This is a genomic window from Anaerococcus rubeinfantis, assembly GCF_001487145.1.
Taxonomy (GTDB): Bacteria; Bacillota; Clostridia; order Tissierellales; family Peptoniphilaceae; genus Anaerococcus; species Anaerococcus rubeinfantis.
Genome location: NZ_LN913016.1, coordinates 745,621 through 767,938, shown reverse-complemented (window position 1 = coordinate 767,938; position 22,318 = coordinate 745,621). Strand labels below are relative to the sequence as shown.

Genomic DNA, 22,318 nt, shown 5'->3' with positions numbered 1-22,318 from the left:
ATCTATTTACCATCCTCAAATAAACCACTTATTGATTCATATGTGTTGATTCTATTGATGGCTTCTGCTAATAAAGGAGCTATTGATATTTGCTTTATTTTATCAATTTTCTTTTCTTCTGGTAATTTTATTGTATCTGTTATTATTACTTCTTTTACACAAGAATTTTCTAAGTTTTGACAAGCATTAGCACTCAATACACCATGAGTTGCTGCTATTGAAACTTCTTTTGCTCCGTGTTCTTTTAGATAATTCGCTGCATTACAAATTGTTCCGGCAGTGTCAATCATATCGTCAACAAGGATACAGTGTTTACCCTCAAAATCACCTATAACATTCATAACCTCAGATACATTTGGTTTTGGACGTCTTTTTTCAATAATCGCTATTGTTAATTTTAAATAATCAGCAAAGCTCCTTGCTCTTGTAACTCCACCCAAGTCAGGGCTTACAACTACATATTCATCTGGTTTATTATAAGCTTTTTCTTTAAAATAAGATGATAGTAATCTAATTGCAGTGAAATGATCAAGTGGTATGTCAAAATAACCTTGAATTTGTCCAGCATGAAGATCCATTGTAATAACCCTATCAGCACCTGAAACTGTTATTAAATTCGCTACAAGTTTTGCACTAATTGGCTCTCTTCCCCTTGTTTTTCTGTCTTGTCTTGCATATCCATAATATGGAACTACAACATTCACATATCTTGCAGAAGCCCTTTTGCAAGCATCTGTCATGATTAATAATTCCATCAAATTATCATTTGTAGGATAAGAAGTAGGTTGAATTATATAAACGTCTTTTCCTCTTACAGCTTCATTTATTTTTACATTTATTTCACTATCTGCAAATTTTTTAACTTCAACTTTTCCTAATTCTATCCCTAAAGATTTTGCTACAGCTTCAGCCAAATCTGGATTTGAATTTCCTGCAAATACTATCAACTCGCCTCTTGTAATATGTGATGAACTTGAACATTCACTCATTTTTATTTTTGCTCCTTTAACTTTTCTAAATCTCTTTTTTTCTTTTTCTCAACATAACCCGGTATATTTTTTTGATCAGCTCTTTCTATTGAGAGGACCCCCTCTTCAACATCTTTTGTAATCGTTGAACCTGCTGCAATATAGCCTTCTTTTTTAACATGAACTGGTGCTACAATATTTGAATTTGATCCTATAAATGCCCCATCTTCTACTTTTGATCTGTGTTTAAATTTACCATCGTAATTTACAAAAATTACTCCACAACCAACATTTATATCTTTTCCAAGATCACTATCTCCAATGTAAGCTAAATGTCCAGCTTTTGTATTGTCATCAACATTAGCATTTTTAACTTCTACAAAATTTCCTATATGAACATTTTTACCTAATTTGGCTTTTGGTCTTAGATGTGAAAATGGTCCTATATCAGTTTTTTCATCAACAAAAGATTTTTCGATTACAGAATTGTCAATTTTTACATTATTTTTTATAATAGAATCCTCAATCCTTGATGAACCTTCTATTATACAATTTTCTCCAATTTCTGTAGTTCCCAAAATTTTGCAAGGCCCAGAAATTATAGTATCTTTTCCAATTTTTACTCCCATTTCAATATCTACTATACTAGGATTTTCAATTATTACACCATTTAGCATATGATAATCATTTATTCTTTCTCTCAATAATTTAGCAGCATTAGCTAACTCTTTTTTATTATTAATTCCGTAAAATTGATCTGGATTATCAGCTCGATAAGCTTCTACTTTTTTCCCATCTTTAATTAAAATTTCTATGCAATCTGTTAGATAATATTCATTTGATTTGTTATTAGTATCTATTTTTTTCAAGGAATTTTTTAAATCTTCTCCTTTAAAAGCATAAATACCTACATTAATTTCATTTACCAATCTTTCATCTTCACTTGCATCTTTTTCTTCAACTATTTTTTGAAAATCATTATCTTGTCTAATTATTCTTCCATATCCTTTTGGATTATCAATATTAGTTGACATAACTGTTAGGTTATTATTATTTTCTTTATGAAAATTTATAAATTTTTCAAGTGAATTTTTTGTAATTAGTGGGATATCTCCATTTAAAATCAAACAATCATCAGTGTCATCAATTAAATCTATTGCCATGCTAACAGCATAAGCTGTTCCGTAAGGAAAATCATCTCCTATTTTTTGTTCCTTTATTTCAAGTTCAGGATATTTTTCCTTCAATAAATCTTTATTTTTTCCACCAATAATTATAGTTTTTGAATTTTTAAAATCACATGCGTCAACAATATATGAAATTAATTCTCTATTTAAAATTTTAGTCATTACTTTTGAAGTACTAGATTTCATTCTAGTTCCTTCGCCTGCTGCAAGTATAATATTTTTTAACATCAGCACTCCTTATTCTGGCGCAACTTCTAGGGCTAGTTTCATCATTTGAGTGTAAGCACTTTGTCTATTTTCTGCACTATCAGCTTCGTTTGAAACCAAAGAATCAGAGATAGTGAAAATTCCCAAAGCCTTTTTTCCGTATTTTCTTGCTAGAGTAAATAAGCCATAGGATTCCATTTCAACACACAAAACTCCATATCTTTGTAAATTATCAAAAACTTTTGGATCCATTTCACTATAAAATTGGTCTGATGAATGTACTTGACCGCAATGTGTTGTATATCCTAATTCTTGACTTTTTTGATATGCTTTTAGCAATAATTCAAAATCAGGCGTAGGAGAAAAATTAATATTTCCAAACAAATTATCATTAATTGATGACTCGCTACAAGCACTTGTTGCAAGAACTATATCGTGTAATTTTATATTTTCTTGCATACTTCCTGCACTACCAATTCTTATAATTGTTTTTACGTCATAAAAATTAAATAACTCATTAAAATAAATCATAGATGATGGAATTCCCATTCCACTTCCCATTACTGAAACTTTTTTTCCATTATAAAAACCAGTGTATCCTAACATTCCCCTTGTTTCTGTAAATTGTTTTACGTCTTCTAGGAAATTTTCAGCTATATACTTAGCTCTTAAGGGATCTCCTGGCATCAAAACTGTGTTTGCTATTTCGTCTTTACTTTTTGCTGAAATATGCGGTGTTGGTATTGTCATAGTCACTCCTTTTTAAATATTTCTAATAATATAATATCACTTTTTAAATTTTTTTTAAAATAAAACGGGCTGTTACAAATATGTTAAATAATTTTGTAACAGCCTCTTATGTTAATTAAATTTTTCTATATATTTTTTTGCAATCTCTTCTTTTGTAAATCCTAATTCTTTTTTAACACCTTTAAAGTTTCCGGATATTCCAAATCTGTCTATTGAAATATTTAAACCACCTTTTCCAGTAAATTCACTCCATCCAAAAGATGTTGCCATTTCGATTGAAGCTCTATTTTTAATATTTTCTGGCAAGATTTTTTCCTTGTAAGATTTATCTTGCTTTCTAAATAATTCCATTGATGGCATTGATACAACTCTAACATCAATATCGGATTTTCTTAATTCTTCTTTTGTTTCCAAAGCAAGTTCTACTTCACTACCTGTTGCTATTAAAATACCATCTGGAATTTCTTTATCAGAATCTTCAATTATATAAGCTCCTTTTGAAATATCTGATAGATTTTCTGTTCCCTTAAGATTTTTTACTCCTTGTCGAGTTAGAGCAATTACTACTGGTGAATCTTTGCTTTCTAAAGCTATTTTCCAAGAAAGTCTTACTTCATTTGCATCAGCAGGTCTAAGCATAATTGTATTTGGAATTGATCTTATCATTGCCAATTGTTCAATTGGTTGGTGAGTTGGCCCATCTTCTCCTACAGCTACTGAATCATGAGTAAACACATAGGTAAGTGGAATTTGTGAAAGAGCTGAGATTCTAAGTCCTGCTTTCAAATAGTCTGAAAATACAAAAAATGTTGAAACATGGTGGAAAGTTCCTCCGTGTGCTACAATTGCATTTGCAATTACACTCATTGCAAATTCTCTAACTCCATACCAGACATTTCTGCCTTGTGGGTTTTCGTCAGAAAATCTTTCGCTATTTTTTATATTGGTCTTGTTTGAAGAAAATAAATCTGCACTTCCTCCCCAGAAATTCTTAGTAATTTTTGCTATATCTTGGATTATTTCTCCACTTGATGCACGACTTGCTAGACTTTCATCATTTGAAGAATATTTTTTAACTTGGTCAATCCAATTTTCTGGTAATTTTCTTTCAAATCCATTCAAATATTCTTTGTAATCTTCTGGATATTTTTCCTTATATGAATTTAAAGTATTTTTCCATTTTTCATATGATTTTTGTCCATTTTTTATTATATTTTCATTAAATATATCATAAACATCATCAGAAATTTCAAAATCTTCATATTCCCAATTATAGGCTTTCTTTACTTCTGTGAAATCTTCATTTCCTATTGGAGCACCATGAACTTTATTTGTTCCTTGATTTTTTGAACCATATCCTATTACAGTTTTTACTTCGATAAAAGTTGGACCATTTTTGTTTTCTTTAGCTTTTATTATTGCTTCATAAATTTCTTCAAGATTATTTCCATCAGAAACTTTAATGTAATTCCAATTTTGTGATTTTACTCTTTGTTCAATATTTTCAGAAAAAGATGTGTTCAAATTTCCATCAAGGCAAATATCATTTGAATCGTGCAAAATTATTAATTTATTTAAATTTAAATGGCCAGCAAGTGACATAGATTCATAGGATATTCCTTCCATTAAATCTCCATCACCACAAATTGCATAAGTATAATGATCAACTATATTTAAATCGTCCTTATTATACATTGCTGCAAGATGTTTTTCTGCTATGGCAAATCCAACTGCATTTGCAATTCCTTGACCCAAAGGTCCTGTTGTTACTTCTACTCCATCTGTGTGTTTTCTTTCAGGATGACCTGGAGTTTTTGAACCGATTTGTCTGAAGTTTTTCAAATCTTCAATACTTAAATCATATCCTGATAAGTGCAATAAGGAATAAAGCATAGCAGATCCATGGCCTGCTGATAAAACAAATCTATCCCTGTTATGCCAATCACTTTTTTTAGGATTAACATTTAATATTTTATTCCATAAAACGTAAGCCATTGGACTTGCTCCCATTGGAAGGCCTGGATGACCACTATTTGCTTTTTCAATTTGTGCTACTGATAAACATCTTATGGCATTTACAGCCTTTAAATCTTTTTTATCAAACATTAATTATTCTCCTCAATTTCTTTAATTTTATTAATTCTATTAAGATGACGTCCACCTTCAAACTCAGTTTTCGAAAACACTTCTACAATCATTTTTGCAAGTTCAGAACCAATAACTCTTGATCCAATACATAAAACATTACTGTTATTATGAGCCCTGCACATTTTTGCAGAATATACATCTGATAGGCAAGCCGCTCTAATTCCTTTAAATTTATTTGCAGCAAGGCTCATTCCAATTCCAGTTCCACAAATTAAAATGGCAAAATCTGCTTCTTTATTTAAAACTTTTTCGCAAGCTATTTTTGCAAAATCAGAATAATCACAAGAATCTTTTGTAAAAGTTCCAACTTTTTCAACTTCATGTCCAAGTTCTAATAATTTTTCTTCAACACTATCAACTAAGTCTATTCCACCATGATCGTTTGCAATTATATATTTCATTAATAACCTCTCTAACTATTTACTTCTAAATAAAGATTATCATTTTATAAGTTTACTGTCAATTTAGTTATTATTTTGAAATATACTTAATAAATGGTTAAAGTCCAAATTTTATGGTATAATATATAGGCGAAAATTATAAAAACAAAGGAGCATCAATGTTCGAATTTAATATAAATGATTTTAAATATAAAAATATACATATGATAGGTATAGGTGGCATATCAATGAGTGGTATCGCCATTTTATTAAGCAATAATGGCTATAATGTTACAGGATCAGACCTTTCAATTTCTGAAACTAGCAAGCATTTAGATAAAAATGGAATTAAATATGTAATTGGACAAAAAAAAGAAAATATTAAAAACCCAGATTTAGTTATATATACAGATGCAATTTCTGATGATAATGAGGAACTAATTGCAGCAAGAGAATTAGGAGTACCTGTTGTTACTCGTGGAGTTTTCTTGGGAAGTTTGATGAAAAATTACAAAAATTCAATTGCAATTTCTGGTTCTCATGGAAAAAGTACTACTACAAGTATGATTTCTAAAATTCTTATGAATTCTACAAAAAATCCTACTATTTTACTGGGTGGAGACCTTGATGAAATTGAAGGAAATGTTCATGTTGGTGATAAGGATATATTAGTTACAGAAGCTTGTGAATACAAGGGGAATATCAGATATTATTACCCATCAATAGGAATTATTTTAAACATTGATGAAGATCATCTTGATTATTATAAAGACATAAATGATATAGTTGAAACTTTTAAATTTTACTTGAGAAATCAAAGCAAAGATTCAAAAACTATTTTAAATTTAAATGAAGAAAATAATAAATTAGTTATAGATGCAGTTCAAGGTGAATTGATTACTTATGGTCAAAATAACCCTGAAGCTGATTATAATGCAACAAATATAAGCTTTGACGAAGATGGAAAACCAAAATTTGATTTAATTATGAAAAATGGACAAACAGAACATTTTGAATTATCAATTTTGGGAAGACATAATATAAATAATGCTTGTGCATCTATAATTGCAACACTTGAAACAGGAGTTGATATCGAAACAATAAAAAAATGTATACAAGCTTATACTGGACTTGAAAGAAGAATGCAATTAATCGGAAATGTTAATGATTGTAATATTATTTTAGATTACGGTCACCATCCTTCCGAAATCAAAGTAAATTTAAATGCCTTGGCTGAGCATACTAAGGGAAGATTAGTTTGTGTATGGCAACCTCATACCTATACAAGAACAAAGAGATTATTCAATGAATTTGTAAAATGTTTTGACGATGCAGATGAAGTCATAATTACAGATATTTTTGCAGCTCGTGAAGCTTTTGACCCTAGTATTTCAAGTAAGGATGTTGTTGATGCTTTGGTTAAATCTGGGAAAAATGCAAAATATATTCCGACCTTTGAAAGTGTAAAAGAATATATATTAACAGATATCAAAAAAGACGATCAAGTTATAGTTACAGGAAGTGGAGATTCTGATAACTTGGCAAAAATGATTGCGGGAGTTATGTAAAAATAAAAAGCAAGTTTTAAAAATCGATATGATTTTCTAGACTTGCTTTTTTCTTTTTGTCCACTTAAGTGAGTTGAGCGAACGAAAGAGAGCGAAACAAAAAACCACCTGCTATGCAGGTGGAGGGATTTAGCTTTAGCTTCAAGCACCAAGAAAACCTCCTTAAAGTATAATTGTGATAGTCACATGCACAATTAAACAAGGAGGTAATCATGGATAAAAATACTTTATCGCATACAAGCTGGAGATGCAAATATCATATAGTTTTTGCACCGAAATATAGAAGACAAGTAATATATAGGCAACTACGAAAAGATATAGGAAGTATACTACGAGAACTATGTTCAAGAAAAGGAATAAATATAATTGAAGCAGAGCTATGTCCAGATCATGTTCATATGTTGGTAGAAATTCCACCGAAATACTCAATATCACAAATAATGGGATATTTAAAAGGAAAAAGTTCATTAATAATATTTGATAGACACGCCAACTTAAAATATAAATATGGAAACAGACACTTTTGGTGTAGAGGATATTATGTAGATACAGTGGGAAGAAATGAAAAGAAAATAAAAGAATATATACAAAGTCAATTAAAAGAAGACTATTACACTGACCAAATAAGTATAAAGGAATACTATGACCCGTTTACGGGAGAGTCAGTAAATAAAAACAAATAAAAAAACTGCTTAAGCAGTAGTTGGGAAAGTGGTGCATGTGAAGGAATACTCGACAGCCCCAATAGGGGCGTGCCGGTATTCGCGCCTTATAGGCGCTGTGCAAACTACCAGCTAAGCTGGTAGTTTTGATTTGTATTTATTTTTATTTTATTTCCATGACATTTTATTATTATATTTCCATCAAAATCAGTTCTTAAAATTTTTATATTTTTCTTATTTAATAAATTTAAAACTTCATTTGATGGGTGTCCGTACCTATTATTTTTTCCAACAGAAATAATTGCAAGTTTAGGATTAACTTCTTTTAAAAATTCTTTTGAACTTGAATATTTGCTACCATGGTGACCTAACATCAAAACATCACTTTTTAAATTATATCCTGAGTAAATCAATTGGTCTTCTACATTTTTACTTGCATCTGCAGGAAATAAAAAAGACATATTCCCATAGGAAATTTTTACTACTATAGAATTATCATTATCTACGCCATTTCTATAAACTTTTGGCCATAGAATCTCTATCTTTGCATCTCCTAAATAAAATTTATCACCCTGTTTAGGATTAATTACATTAGCATTTGATTTTGATAAACTTCTTGTAAAAGATTTATAAATTTTAGTTTCTTTTTTATAAGAAGGAGTAAGAACATTTATAACTTCATAATTTTCTAGGATAGAAATTAATCCAGCTATATGATCTTCATCATAGTGGCTTGCAATCATATAATCAATTTTTTTAAGATTTTTATTTTTTATGTAATTATAATAATACCTACTTTTTGACCTGTTACCACCATCAATTAATAGATTTTTATTTTTGCTTCTTACAAGAACGGCATTACCTTGACCTACATCTATATAATTAATTTCAAGCTCATCTAAATTTTTATATGTATTTTCTTTTATATTTATAAGCAAGAAAATCAAAACAACAGATAAGATTATTATTAAAAGATTTTTAAATTTTATTTTCATTAATCTATGCCAACAGAAATTGCAATTGCTGCATCAATTTTTAGCATAACTGATTTATCAAAAGATCCCAACTTATCCCTAAGTCTTCTTTTATCTATTGTTCTTAACTGTTCAAGAAGGGCAACACTATTTTTTGGTAGTCCAAATTCATTCGCACTCAATGAAACGTGGGTTGGAAGTTTTGATTTTTTTAATTGACTGGTAACAGGAACAACAATTATGGTTGGAGAGTATTTGTTTCCCATATCATTTTGTACTACAATAACAGGTCTAACTCCACCCTGCTCGCTTCCTACAACTGGAGAGAGGTCTGCATAAAACAAATCTCCTCTTTTAACCTTCATGATATTCTCCTAAAAGCTTAGATTTATATATTCTAGGAACTCTTTTTGAAATAGAAGTCATAAGTTCATAGGGAATTGTATTTATTTTTTTTGCTTCCTTATAAATATCAGGATAAAGAGTAATATAATCACCAATTTTACAATCAATATCACTTACATCAATCATCATTTGATCCATACAAACTCTTCCAACTACCTTAGTTAGCTTTCCATTTACCAAGACTTCCCCAATATTTGAAAATGATCTTTTAAATCCATCGGCATATCCTATAGCAACTGTAGCAACTTTCATATCTTTTTCAGCTACAAAAGTTCTTCCATATGAAATACTTGTTCCCTTTTTTACTTTTTTTACAAAAGAAATTTGCGCTTTGAATTCAAAGGCTTGCTCTAATTTTATTTTAGAAACTTCCTTTATATAATCAGATGGATAAATTCCATATAAAGAAATCCCAACTCTCAACAAATCTGATTTAAAATCATACTCCATTGATGCCGCAGAATTTGCTATATGAACCAATTTCAGATCAAAATCTTCTTTTATTTGATTTATTATATATGTAAATTTTTTATATTGTTCTTTAGTATAAGTCAAGTCTTTCTCATCAGCTGTTGCAAAATGAGAAATAGCTCCAATAAAATTAAGGTTTTCTAAGACTTTTAATTGTTTAATTTTTTCTATTTCAAAATCTCTAAAACCAATTCTTGTATGACCCGTATCAAGGCCGATATGGCAATTTATTTTCCCATTTAAACTATCATTAATTTTTTTTGCATAATCTAGGTCATAAATTACAACATCTATTCCAAGTTTTACACATTCTTTATACTTATCTAAAGGTAAATATCCCAAAATAAGAATTGGAGTTTTTATACCATTTTCCCTTAAATATTTGGCCTCTTTAAATTGGGCTACTGCTATATAATCTATGTAATTTTTTACGTAATTTGCTACTTCTAAAGATCCAAGTCCATAAGCATCTGCCTTTAAAACTGCACAGAATTTTGATTTTTGAGCTTTTTTCTTTATTGACTTTATATTATTTAATATTTTATCTAAATCCACTAGTAAATAATTTTCTTCCATATTAACTCCTCATTAATTTATAGACCTTGGGTAGGTTTTTAATTATATCACTTGCAATTAATGAATCCTCACAATTTTTCGATGCATAAATATCTCCAGCAAGTCCATGAATATAAACTGATAAGACAGCTGCATCAAAGGCTTCCATATTTGATAAATTAGAAAGTATTATTCCAGTTAAAACATCACCACTACCTGCAGTAGCCATACCACTATTTCCAGAATCATTTATGTAAAGTTTATAACCATCAGTAACGATGGTGTTTTTACCTTTTAAAACCAAAACAATACTATGTTTTTTTGCAAAATCTTTTGCTACTTTTTCTCTATTGTTTTTTATATAATCTAAAGGTAAATTTGAAATTCTAGAAAACTCCATCTCGTGTGGAGTAAGGACAAGATTATTTTTTTTATCAATTATATCAATATTTTCTTTTAATGCATTTATTCCATCTGCATCTATTACAATGTTTCTATCAAAATTCTTTATTATTATTTCAATTAATTTATCAAGATTTTCTCCCTTGCCCATGCCAGGACCAATAGCTAGAGCGCTCTTGTTTTTTATTAAAGATAAAATTTTTTCTGCAATTTCTTTTTCATAATAAAAATAATCGCAATCTACTTCTTCTATTATACATTCCGTAGACTTTATTTGTAAAATATTTGAAATAGATGATGGGCAGATTACATAAGATAGACCTGCACCTGATCTTAAAGATGCACTTGAAGATAAAAAAACAGAACCTGCCATTCCTTTTTTTCCACCAATTATTGCAACTTTTCCAAAATCTCCTTTGTGGGAATTGCTTGGCCTATTTTTTAATAATTTCTTGATATCCTTATTTATTTTAAAATTTACTCCATTTTTTTTACAAACTGCTATAGCATAATTTCCATCATGACTTATACTTAATTCTGCATTTGTTTTTTTTCCGTTTATAAAAACTATGGGTTTATTATCAATGTGTTTGATTTCAATTTTTTTTCTTAATATGTAGGCTAAATTAAAGTTATAAGCTTTAATTATAGCTTCTTTTCCTGCAAATATTCCAGCAAAAGTTTGTAAGGAATTTGCTTTTGAATTAGAATAATGAAATTCATTATCAGTAAATATTTTACTCGCAAAATCTTTTTTTTCTAATTTATTTTTAAATTTTTTTATATCTACTATATCGATTCCAATCATTATCTTTTCCTTAAATTTTTAAATGATTCTTCTGATTTTTTTATTATTTCATCTAAATCAAGATAAGTAAATTTTTTATTTTCATAAACAAGATCACCATTAATTATTACATAGGATACGTCTGTATCAAATGTTGAATAGCACAAGGAAGATATAAGATTATTTTGTGGAGTATGGTTAGGATTATTTAAATCAATTAGTATAATATCTGCTAATTTTCCTTCTTCCAAAGTCCCAATTTTATCATCAAGGCCTAGAGCCTTTGCCCCATTTATAGTTGCCATTTTTAATACATCATAAGCTTTTAAATTTTTTGGATCCTTATATTTTGAAACAAGGGAAGTTAGAGAAATTTCCTTTAACATTGATAGATTGTTATTGCTTGCTGATGAATCTGTTCCCATACAAAGGTTTATTCCCTTATTAATTATTCTTGTACAATCAAGAAAACCAGAAGATAATTTTAGGTTACTAGATGGATTATGAGCTATGCTAACGTCATATTTTGATAAAATTTCAAGATCTTTATCTGATATGTGAACTCCATGAGCAGCTATTGTTTTATTTTCAAAAATTCCACATTCTTCAAAAACTTCCGTAGGACTTTGATTAAATCTTTTCATACAATCGTCATTTTCAACTTTTGTCTCTGAAAGGTGAATATGAATTGGCATCTTATATTTTTTTGCGTATTTGTTTATTTCCTTTAAATAATTTTTATCTGTTGTATAAACTGCGTGAGGTCCTAAAGCTATATTTATTCTTCCATCTTGACTATTTTCATATTTTTTAAAAAGATCAATATTCTCTTTTATTTTTCCATAGTCTTTATCTTCAATGGTAAGTCCTCTTGAAATTTTTGCTCTCATTTTTGATTTTTCTAGGGCTTTTATAGTTTGATCTTCAAAATAATACATATCTGCAAAAGTTGTAGTTCCTGTCATAATCATTTCAGCTTGAGATAAGAGTGAGGCCCAATAAACATCTTCTGCAATTAATTTATCTTCCAAAGGCCAAATTTTTTCATTCAGCCAGGTCATTAATTCTACATCATCACTAAAATTTCTAAATAAACTCATACCTACATGAGTATGAGCATTTACAAAACCTGGCATAGCTAGATAATTTTTTCCTTCAATTTTTTTATCATAAGTAAAATCTAGTTTTTCTTTTGTAATTTTGCTTATCTTATCATTTTCAATATAAATATTTGCATTTTTAATTTCTTCACCATCTGCCATGGTTAGAATTTTTACATTTTCTATAAGTATATTCATAACAAATAAGAGCGGCCAAAGCCAGCTCTTACATCTCTCCTATTCTTTCTTTTAATAAGGCATTTAATTGTTGAGGATTAGCCTTACCCTTGGTTTTTTTCATACATTGACCAACCAAAAATCCAAAGGCCCTGTCTTTTCCGTTTTTAATATCTTGAACAGATTGGGCATTTTCACTTAATACTTCTTTTACAATATCTTCTAGGAAGTTTTCATCGTTAATTTGAAGAAGATTTCTTTCTTTAGCAAGTTTTTCTGGATTTTCATTTGATTCAAAAATTTCTCTTAAAAGTTTTTTACCAACATTGTTATTAATTTTATTAGATAAAACTAAATTTATTAATTTTGCAAAATTTTCTACAGACAAATTCATTTGGTCAGCTTCAATCTCACTTTCATTTAAACGTCTTGAAAGTTCTGTTAAAATCCAATTTGAAACTTCCTTAGGATTTTTTACTAAATCATTTGTTTTTTCAAATAGATTTGCAAGTTTTCTATCATTTGACAAAAGTCCTGCGTCATAATCTGAAAGTTTGTATTCATCCATATACCTTTTTGCTTTTGCTTCTGGAAGTTCTGGTAAATTTTCTTTTATTTCACTAATAAATTCTTTGCTTAATTCAATTCTTGGAATATCTGCTTCAATCGAAAATCTGTAATCATTGGCAGTTTCTTTTGTTCTCATTGAAATTGTAGTTTGAGAATCATCATCCCATCTTCTAGTTTCTTTTACAGATTCTTCTCCATTTTCAAGCATTTTTTTGTGTCTATCAGTTTCAAATAAGAGAGCATCTTCAATAGCCTTAATTGAATTTAGATTTTTAATTTCAGAAATTGCTGTCCTTTCACCATTTTCAAGATTTTCTAGATTTATATTTACGTCGCAACGCATTTGTCCTTCTGCCATAATACAATCAGAAACGTCTAAAAATCTTAAAGTTTGAGCTAATTTTTCAACAAATTCTCTTGCTTGTTTTGCAGATTTTAAATCTGGTTCTGTTACAATTTCAATTAGAGGAAGTCCTGCTCTATTGTAATCCATTAGGGTGTTGTTATTTTCATCATGATTTGATTTTGCAGTATCTTCTTCCATGTGTATAGAATTTAATCTTATTTCATCCCCATCACTTAAAATAATATGGCCACCTACTGCATATGGTTCATCTTGTTGAGTTATTTGATATCCCTTTACTAGATCTGGATAAAAATATTTTTTCCTATCCATTTTCATAGATTCTCTTATATCACAATCAAGAGCAAGACCTGCTTTTATTGCATATCTTACAGCTTCTTTGTTTATTAAAGGTAAAGTTCCTGGATGACCTAAACAGATTGGACAAGTATTTGTGTTTGGTACAGCTCCAAATTCATTTTTACAGGAACAAAACATTTTTGTTTTTGTAGATAATTCTACGTGAATTTCTAATCCTATAATAGTTCTAGTTTTCATTTCTTTTCCTTTCGAAAGCTTCACAAGCATTTATTATATCTTTATCTTTAAATCTATCTCCAATAATTTGAATACTTCCAGATATTCCTTTTCTAACTGGAATAGATATTCCACAAGATCCTGTTAAATTTACACACACATTAAAAATATCTGATGTAAAATCTTTTAGAGGATCATCGGTATATACTCCTAATTTTGATGGAAGATCTACAGTTGTTGGAGTAATTAATAAATCATAGTTTTTAAATATTTCTTTAAATTCTTCCACTATTAATGTTCTTAATTTTAGTCCTTGCTTGTAAATTCTTTGATCATCTTCACTTGATAAATACATAGTTCCAAGGGCAATTCTTCTTTGGACATTTTCTCCAAAACCTTCTGACCTATTTTTAATAAATAATTCTTCAACATTCTTGTATTCTTTAGTTTGGTGACCATACCTAATTCCATCAAACCTTGATAAATTGCTTGAAACTTCTGAACTCATTACAACATTATAAACTTCATTTGCATATTTAGAATATTTTAAATCTATTGGACAAATCTCTGCACCCATTTCTTTTAAAATTTCTATTGCTTTTTTATAATCGTCCTCAACTTCTTTTTCTAAATTATATACATTATTTTCATTTTTAATTACAGCAATTTTTTTGCCAGAAAAATCATAATTTTCTTTTTCATAATTATACTCTTTAAGAGTTGCTGTCATATCAAATTTATCTGGGCTTTGACTTGCTGATGCAAGAAATCTTAAATCACTTACATTTTTTGCAAATAAAGAAACTTGGTCAAGGCTATTTGCCATTGAAACAACCCCATACCTACTCATAAGAGAATAAGTTGGTTTGTAACCAATAATATTACAGTAGCTTGCAGGTTGTCTTACAGATCCACCGGTATCTGTTCCTAGAGAAACTAATACATCACCTTTTGCTACACTAACTGCAGAACCTGATGAAGATCCTCCTGGAATTAAATTTTGATCTAGGGGATTTTTTATTGGTCCAAAATATGAAGTTTCACCAGATCCTCCCATAGCAAATTCATCCATATTTGTTTTTACAATTATTATGGCATCTTCTTTTAGTAAATTTTCTATAACTGTGGCGTTATAAACAGGTTCAAAATCTTCAAGCATTTTTGATGCACAAGTTAATTTCATATTTTTATAAGAAATATTATCTTTTACACTTACAGGAATACCAAATAATTTTCCCAATTCTTCCCCGTTTTTTAATTTTTCATCTAAAAATTTTGCTCTTTCTAGACTATCCTCTTCATTAAAAGAAATATAAGCATTAAATTCATCATTTTTAATTTTATCTAAAACATTTTTTGTATTTTCGTAGACTGAAATTTCTTTATTTTTAAATTTATTAATAGTATTTTGAATATCCATATTTACTCCTTAAAGTTTCCAATCCAACCTAAAATAACCATATTCTGTATCTTTAGCATTTTTAAGAGCATCATCCCTGTCAAGAGACTTACCCACGATATCTTCTCTTAAAATTGCATCGTGATTATCTAACATTTCTGTCATTTGTACATTTTCACAATCCACATCAAATATGTGGTCTATAAAATCTAAAATTGTATTATATTTATCGGAAATTTTGTCTATATCTTGGTTGGATAAATCAAGATTTGCTAGTCGATAAATTCTTGTAACTTCACTTTTATCCATAATTACTCCTCTAATTTTTTTATAAATTCGTATAAATCATCATTTTCTAAAACTTTTATACCTAATTGATCTGCCTTCTCTTTTTTGCTTCCTGGTTTTTCTCCACACAAAACAAGGTCTGTGTTTTTTGAAACAGATGATGTAACATCTCCATTATGATCTAAAATCAATTTTTTTATATCATTTCTCTTATAATTTTCAATGCTTCCTGTAATAACTATCTTCATCCCATCTAAAGAATTACTCGTATTTTTTTCTTCAGTTTTTTTAATATTAATTCCCTTTTCTAAAAGTTTATCAATAGAAACTTTTATATTGGGATCGTGGAAAAATTCAACTATATCGTGGGAAGTTTTTTCACCAATATCTTCAACTTCAACTAATTCTTCTTCTGTTGCATTTCTCAAATTTTCCAGACTTTTAAATTTTTCCTGTAAATCTCTTGCGGTCTTAACACCAACATTTGGAATTCCGATTGCATATATAAAATGATTTAGTTCACAATTTTTGCTATTTTCAATTGCACTTAATAAATTGTTGGTTTTTTTATCTTTGAATGATTCCAAATTTATTAAATCTTCATATTTTAAATCATACAAATCATAAATCTCTTTAATACCAAGTTTATTAATAAATAATTCCGCAGTTTTTTCTGACAAACCTTCTATGTCCATTGCATCTCTTGATGCAAAATGAACCATCCTAGCCTTTAATTGAGGTGTACAAGATATTGAATTTGGACAATATATGTGAACATTTCCCTCAATTAATTCGCTGTGACAATAAGGACACTTCGTTGGTTTTTCAATTTCTACAGTATTTTCTTGGTTTTCATCTACAACACCAAGAATTTCAGGAATCACGTCATTTGACCTCCTTATAAATACTTTTGATCCTATTTTAACTTTTTTTCTTAAAATATCATCGTAATTATTTAAAGTTGCTCTTCTTACAGTTACTCCAGAAATATCTACCGGCTCAAGAATAGCTGATGGTGTAACTTTACCAGTTCTACCAACATTCCAGCTTACATCTAAAAGCTTTGTCGTGTATTCTTCTGCTTCATACTTATAAGCAATTGACCATCTAGGAAATTTATTTGTATAACCTAAAACTTCTTGAGTTTTTACATCATTTACTTTTATGACTACACCGTCTGTCAAAACATCTATATGGTGTCTTTCTTCTTTTATAAAATCTATTTCTTTTACTATATCGTCAAATTTTCTTATTACTTTTTTGTATGGATAGACTGGTAATTTTTGATCTTTTAAAAATTCCAACTTTTCTTCTTCTGTTTTAAAATTAAGGCTATTAGTTGAAATTTGATAAAAATAAGCCTTTAAATTTCTCTTTCTAGTCTGACTTGTATCAAGATTTCTGATTGCCCCTGCTGCAGCATTTCTTGCGTTTTTTAAAGGAATTTCATTTTCTTCATTGTATTTTTTTAAACTTGATAAAGGCATTACTGCTTCACCTTGGATTTCAATTAAAGATTTTTCCTTAATTTTTGTAGGGATTGTTGGAATTGTCAAAACTTGTTTAGTTACATCTTCTCCTACTATCCCATTTCCTCTTGTAGATGCAGTTTGTAATATTCCATTTTCATAGGTCAAATTAATAGTTAAACCATCAAACTTATATTCTGTAATAAATTCTAATTCATCAAGTTTTTCATCGTGTGTTTCGTTGTATTGGTCACGAAGTTTTTTTGTCCTTATAACCCAATCTTTAAGCTGGTCAATATTTTGAGACTTATCTTGAGAATATAATCTTGAAATATGGAAGTGTTTTTCAAACTTATCTAAAATTGTTCCGCCGACCCTTTGGGTTGGAGAAAATTTATTTATATATCCAGTTTTATTTTCAAGATTTCTAAGCTCATCGTATAACTTATCATATTCACCATCAGAAACTATAGGATCATCCAAAGTATAGTAATGATAATTTAAGTTATTGATTTTATCAATCAGCTCATCTATTTTAATCTTATCTTTCTTATTCATCTTAAATCCTTTTTATTGGGGCATAATCTTGATTTAGTTTTTTTAAACCCTTCTTATCAAAAGCTACTACAAGTTCATTTCCATCATCTGATTTTTTTATTTGAACTATCATTCCTTGACCCCATTTTGTATGAATAATTTTATCACCAATTTGAAATTCTTCATTTGATGATTCTTTTACAGTATTTTTCTTTAAGACACTCTCTCTTGCCTTATCTCTCATGTATGATTCATTGCTTTTCATTTTTACATAGGGAGAATAAGCAGGGGTTTTGTCTTGGTCTATTTTTTTAATAGAAGATTCAATTTCTTTTAAAAATCTTGAAGGTTTATAATAAACAGCTTGGCCAAATTGCCTTCTAATTTCTGCACTAGAAAGATACAATTTCTCCATAGCCCTTGTTATTGCAACATAGCAAAGTCTTCTTTCTTCTTCAATATTTCCTTCATCAATAGATCTTTTTGAGGGGAATAATCCATCATCCATACCAACAACAAAACATACCTTAAATTCAAGGCCCTTTGCAGAGTGAATAGTCATAAGTGAAATTGAATCATCACTATCTTCAGTTTTATCCAAATCTGATAAAAGTGATAAATTTTCCAAATAATCGTGGATATTATCTTCCGGATTATTTGATTGATATTCTGCGGCTGAGGAAATAAATTCATTTAAATTGTCTATCCTTGACCTGTTTTCTACAGAATAAGATTCTTCCAAAGCTTTTATGTATCCACTCTTATCAAGTATCTCTTCTATCAATTCCACAATGTCATAGTCCTTGTAATTATCAAAAATTTTTGCTAATGGATTATAAAATTTTTCACAAGCACTTTTTAATTTTGTAGGAAGAGTTGAAAATAAAGACGGATCACAAACAAGCTCTGTTAAAGAAAAACCTAATTTATTAGCTTCATTTTCTAATTTTTCTACAGTTTTATTACCAATTCCTTTTTTAGGTTCATTAATAATTCTTTTTAAACTTATATCATCTTTTGGATTTACTAAAACTTTTAGGTAGGAAACTAGGTCTTTTATTTCTTTTCTATCATAGAATTTAAGTCCACCAACTACCTTATAATCAAGTAAATTTTTCATAAGATATTCTTCAAAAACCCTTGATTGAGCATTCGTCCTATATAAAATTGCCATATCTTTTAATCTATAGCCATCATTTAATAAAGAATTTATTTCATCTATTACGAATTTTCCTTCTTCAGATTCAACTGATGACTTTTTATACAAAACTTCCGAACCATCATTTTTTGATGTCCAAAGATTTTTGTCTTTTCTTTCAGTATTGTTTTTGATTAATTTATTGGCAACATTAATAATATTAGAAGTTGACCTATAATTCTCTTCAAGTTTTATAGTTTTTGCGTCCTTAAAGTCTTTTTCAAAATCTAAAATATTATTAATATCTGCCCCCCTAAAACTATAAATTGATTGATCAGCATCCCCAACAACTCTAACGTTATTGTGAACTTTACCAATAAATTTAATTAATTCATACTGACTTTTGTTTGTATCTTGATATTCATCTACATATACATATTCAAATTTATTTTGATAGTATTTCAAAGTATCAGAATCTGTCGCAAACAAATCTAAGGTTTTTAATATTAAATCATCAAAATCTAGAGAATTATATTCAAATTTTTTCTTCTCATAATTTTTGTAAATATTATAATATTCCTCTTGCTTAGCATAAAATGTATTTATATTTAAAAAATCTTTAGTACTTATTGATTTGTTTTTACAAAAACTTATAACATTTAAGGCCTCTTTTGGACTAATATCATCTTTGTAATTCAAATCATTTATAATTTCTTTTACCAAAGTTTTTTGATCATTTGTATCATAAATAGTGAAATTATTATCATATCCAATTTTATTAATATTCATTCTTAAAATTCTTGCACAAATAGAGTGAAAAGTACCAATCCACAAGTGAGAAACATCTTCATCTAAAAGATCTGATATTCTTTCTTTCATTTCATTGGCAGCCTTATTTGTAAAAGTAATAGCCAAAATATTAACCGGATTTACATTTTTTTCCTTTATCAAATATGCAATACTTGTAGTTAATACTCTGGTTTTTCCACTTCCAGCTCCAGCTACAACAAGAAGGGGACCTTTGTCATGTAAAACCGCCTCTTTTTGTTTATCATTTAAATTAGATAAGTCCATTCTTCACATCCTTTCATCCTTATAATTATACCATAAGAGTTAGACTAATCTAAGATATGAAATGAATTTATATTTTTCTTTCAATGATATTTAAAAAATTTTAAAAAGAAAAACGAACCTATCTTAATAGATAAATTCGTTTAATTTTTAAAATTTATTTTTTATCTTTTTCTTCTTTTAAATTATTTGCAATTAATTTTTCAAGAACCAAATCATATCCATCACTTCCATAGTGTAAGGACCTATTTACTCTTGAAATTGTTGCTGTTGATGCTCCAGTTTGCTCTTCTATTTCGCTATATGTTTTTCTTATTTTTAATAATTTAGCAACTTGTAATCTTTGTGAAATTGATTGAAGCTCTCTTGCTGTACAAGCATCTTCAAAAAAATTGTAACACTCGTCTCTATCTTTTAACATCAAGATAGCATCAAAAAATTCATCTAATTCTTTACTTTGTAATTTTGAATCTGTCATTTTCTTCTCCTAAAATAATCCTATGATATTTCCATTTTCGTCAATATCTATGTCATATGCTGCAGGTCTTTTTGGAAGTCCTGGCATAGTTAAAATATTTTGAGTTAGGGCAACTATAAAGCCTGCTCCTTGATTTAGTTTAATATCATTAATTGTAATCTCATATTCACTATCCGGATTTAAATTTTTCGGATCATCTGATAGGGAATATTGAGTTTTTGCAATACATATTGGCAAATTATTTGAGTTTAAATCATTTATCCTTTTAATTTCATTTAAGGCCTTTTTAGAAAATTTTACTCCACTCGCCCTATAAATTTCTTTGGCAATTATTTCAATTTTTTCTTCTATAGCTAGATTTTCATCGTATAAAACTCTAAAATCATTATCTTCTTGGCTTTTTTCTATGATATATTTACAAATATCAAGACAGCCTTCTGATCCTTTGTGATATACATCACATTCAAAAGCTTTTAATGATAAGTCTTCTACAAGTTTTTCCAAAGTTTTTAATTCATTTTCTGTATCTTGGTCAAATTTATTGATTGCCACAACAATATTATTTGAAAACTTCTTTAAATTTTCTAAGTGGATTTTTAAATTTTCAAATCCTTTTTTAAGATTTTCGATATTTTCTTGGTCAATATTTTTTAAATCTTGACCTCCATGATATTTTAAGGCTCTTACAGTTGCTACAACTACAGTCATATTTGGTTTTATTCCTGCTTTTCTACATTTAATATCGTAGAATTTTTCAGCACCAAGATCTGCACCAAAGCCTGCTTCTGTTACAGCAAAATCTGATAATGAAAGGGCAGTTTTTGTAGCTATAATTGAGTTACAACCATGGGCTATATTTGCAAATGGTCCACCATGAATTATTGCAGGTGTGTTTTCTAAAGTTTGGCATAAATTTGGTTTTAATGCATCTTTCATCAAAACACAAACTGGTCCTGTTGCTTTAATATCATCAACAGTAACAGCCTTTCCTTCAAAATCGTAGGCAACAATCATTTTTGAAACTTTTTTCTTAAAATCAAATAAATCATTACTTAGACAAAATACTGCCATCATTTCTGTTGCAACAGTTATATCAAATCCATCTTGTCTTACAATTCCGTTTGTCTTTTTACCTAAACCTACAACAACTTCTCTTAAGGCCCTATCATTTAAATCCACACATCTTTTCCAAACTATATTGTTTAGATCTATGTTTTTTTCATTTCCTTGATAGATATGATTATCAATCATAGCAGCAACCAAATTAACTGCACTTGTTATTGCATGAAAATCACCAGTAAAATGAAGATTTATATCTTCCATTGGAATAACTTGGGAATAACCTGCTCCACAAGCTCCACCTTTAATACCAAAAGAAGGTCCTAATGAAGGCTCTCTTAAAACTGAAATAGATTTTTTTCCAAGCTTATTCAAACCCATTGACAAGGCAACGTTCATTGTAGTTTTTCCTTCACCAAATGGTGTAGGAGAAATTGCAGTTACTAAAACAAGTTTTGAATCCTTATTTTTGTCAAATACAGGATTAATCTTGGCCTTGTATTTACCATATTTTTCATAATCAGTAATATTTAGATAATTGGCAATTTCGTCAATATCTTTTATCTCAGCTTCTCTAGCAATCTCAATATCTTTTTTCATTTAAACTCCTATAATTACAATATGTTTTGCTTTTCAAATATATTATATCAACTTTTCACATTCAGTGCAATAGTTTATTAAAGTGAAT

Annotated in this window: 19 protein-coding genes; 2 read left to right on the top strand and 17 right to left on the bottom strand. The window is 28.7% G+C overall.

The genetic code is table 11. From position 1 onward, the window contains the following. Positions 1-2 precede the first annotated feature (2 nt). From BN3265_RS04555 to rpiB, 5 genes are all read right to left on the bottom strand, one after another. Positions 3-989, bottom strand: a complete 987-nt coding sequence (locus tag BN3265_RS04555) for a ribose-phosphate diphosphokinase (RefSeq protein ID WP_058990376.1) — start codon at positions 987-989, stop codon at positions 3-5. A gap of 2 nt (positions 990-991) precedes the next feature. Next, positions 992-2,383 (bottom strand): bifunctional UDP-N-acetylglucosamine diphosphorylase/glucosamine-1-phosphate N-acetyltransferase GlmU, encoded by a 1,392-nt coding sequence (glmU, locus tag BN3265_RS04550; RefSeq protein ID WP_058990375.1) that lies wholly within the window; start codon positions 2,381-2,383, stop codon positions 992-994. 9 nt (positions 2,384-2,392) lie between these two features. Beyond that, positions 2,393-3,112 (bottom strand): purine-nucleoside phosphorylase, encoded by a 720-nt coding sequence (gene deoD / locus BN3265_RS04545; RefSeq protein WP_058990374.1) that lies wholly within the window; start codon positions 3,110-3,112, stop codon positions 2,393-2,395. Positions 3,113-3,223: 111 nt separating this feature from the next. Then, entirely contained in the window at positions 3,224-5,218 is a 1,995-nt protein-coding gene (gene tkt / locus BN3265_RS04540; protein ID WP_058990373.1) for a transketolase, read from the bottom strand. Continuing rightward, a complete protein-coding gene (gene rpiB, locus BN3265_RS04535) occupies positions 5,218-5,661 on the bottom strand; it encodes a ribose 5-phosphate isomerase B (protein WP_058990372.1) in 444 nt (147 codons plus the stop codon). The genes tkt and rpiB overlap by 1 nt, the downstream gene beginning before the upstream one ends. 158 nt (positions 5,662-5,819) lie before the next feature. On the opposite strand from rpiB, the gene murC reads away from it, so the two are divergent. Continuing rightward, positions 5,820-7,208: a UDP-N-acetylmuramate--L-alanine ligase gene (gene murC, locus BN3265_RS04530; RefSeq protein WP_058990371.1), complete on the top strand. Its 1,389-nt coding sequence runs from the start codon at positions 5,820-5,822 to the stop codon at positions 7,206-7,208. A 212-nt stretch (positions 7,209-7,420) separates the two neighbouring features. Continuing rightward, complete coding sequence (tnpA, locus tag BN3265_RS04525) at positions 7,421-7,891, top strand: IS200/IS605 family transposase (RefSeq protein WP_058990370.1); 471 nt, start codon at positions 7,421-7,423, stop codon at positions 7,889-7,891. A 104-nt stretch (positions 7,892-7,995) separates the two neighbouring features. Here tnpA and BN3265_RS04520 read toward each other — a convergent pair whose 3' ends face one another. The 12 genes from BN3265_RS04520 to BN3265_RS04465 form a co-directional block, all read right to left on the bottom strand. Next, positions 7,996-8,865: a ComEC/Rec2 family competence protein gene (locus BN3265_RS04520; protein ID WP_058990369.1), complete on the bottom strand. Its 870-nt coding sequence runs from the start codon at positions 8,863-8,865 to the stop codon at positions 7,996-7,998. Further along, positions 8,865-9,209, bottom strand: coding sequence for a type II toxin-antitoxin system PemK/MazF family toxin (locus BN3265_RS04515; protein WP_058990368.1), 345 nt, complete (start codon positions 9,207-9,209; stop codon positions 8,865-8,867). The genes BN3265_RS04520 and BN3265_RS04515 overlap by 1 nt, the downstream gene beginning before the upstream one ends. Continuing rightward, complete coding sequence (gene alr, locus BN3265_RS04510; protein ID WP_058990367.1) at positions 9,199-10,296, bottom strand: alanine racemase; 1,098 nt, start codon at positions 10,294-10,296, stop codon at positions 9,199-9,201. Before alr ends, BN3265_RS04515 begins: the two co-directional genes overlap by 11 nt. A 1-nt stretch (position 10,297) precedes the next feature. Then, complete coding sequence (locus BN3265_RS04505; RefSeq protein WP_058990366.1) at positions 10,298-11,485, bottom strand: NAD(P)H-hydrate dehydratase; 1,188 nt, start codon at positions 11,483-11,485, stop codon at positions 10,298-10,300. Further along, positions 11,485-12,762 carry an amidohydrolase gene (locus BN3265_RS04500; protein WP_058990365.1) on the bottom strand — a complete coding sequence of 426 codons (1,278 nt, stop codon included), beginning with the start codon at positions 12,760-12,762 and terminating at the stop codon, positions 11,485-11,487. Before BN3265_RS04500 ends, BN3265_RS04505 begins: the two co-directional genes overlap by 1 nt. A gap of 28 nt (positions 12,763-12,790) precedes the next feature. Next, entirely contained in the window at positions 12,791-14,212 is a 1,422-nt protein-coding gene (gene gatB, locus BN3265_RS04495; RefSeq protein ID WP_058990364.1) for an Asp-tRNA(Asn)/Glu-tRNA(Gln) amidotransferase subunit GatB, read from the bottom strand. Then, positions 14,202-15,611, bottom strand: coding sequence for an Asp-tRNA(Asn)/Glu-tRNA(Gln) amidotransferase subunit GatA (gene gatA, locus BN3265_RS04490; protein ID WP_058990363.1), 1,410 nt, complete (start codon positions 15,609-15,611; stop codon positions 14,202-14,204). Before gatA ends, gatB begins: the two co-directional genes overlap by 11 nt. A 9-nt stretch (positions 15,612-15,620) precedes the next feature. Further along, positions 15,621-15,899 (bottom strand): Asp-tRNA(Asn)/Glu-tRNA(Gln) amidotransferase subunit GatC, encoded by a 279-nt coding sequence (gene gatC / locus BN3265_RS04485; protein WP_058990362.1) that lies wholly within the window; start codon positions 15,897-15,899, stop codon positions 15,621-15,623. Between the two features lie 2 nt (positions 15,900-15,901). Continuing rightward, positions 15,902-17,905, bottom strand: a complete 2,004-nt coding sequence (gene ligA, locus BN3265_RS04480; protein ID WP_058990361.1) for an NAD-dependent DNA ligase LigA — start codon at positions 17,903-17,905, stop codon at positions 15,902-15,904. A 1-nt stretch (position 17,906) separates the two neighbouring features. After that, positions 17,907-20,096: an ATP-dependent helicase gene (locus BN3265_RS04475; RefSeq protein WP_058990360.1), complete on the bottom strand. Its 2,190-nt coding sequence runs from the start codon at positions 20,094-20,096 to the stop codon at positions 17,907-17,909. Between the two features lie 154 nt (positions 20,097-20,250). Beyond that, on the bottom strand, positions 20,251-20,571 hold the full coding sequence (locus BN3265_RS04470) for a YerC/YecD family TrpR-related protein (protein WP_058990359.1): 321 nt from the start codon (positions 20,569-20,571) through the stop codon (positions 20,251-20,253). 9 nt (positions 20,572-20,580) lie between these two features. After that, a complete protein-coding gene (locus BN3265_RS04465) occupies positions 20,581-22,230 on the bottom strand; it encodes a formate--tetrahydrofolate ligase (protein WP_058990358.1) in 1,650 nt (549 codons plus the stop codon). Positions 22,231-22,318 lie beyond the last annotated feature (88 nt).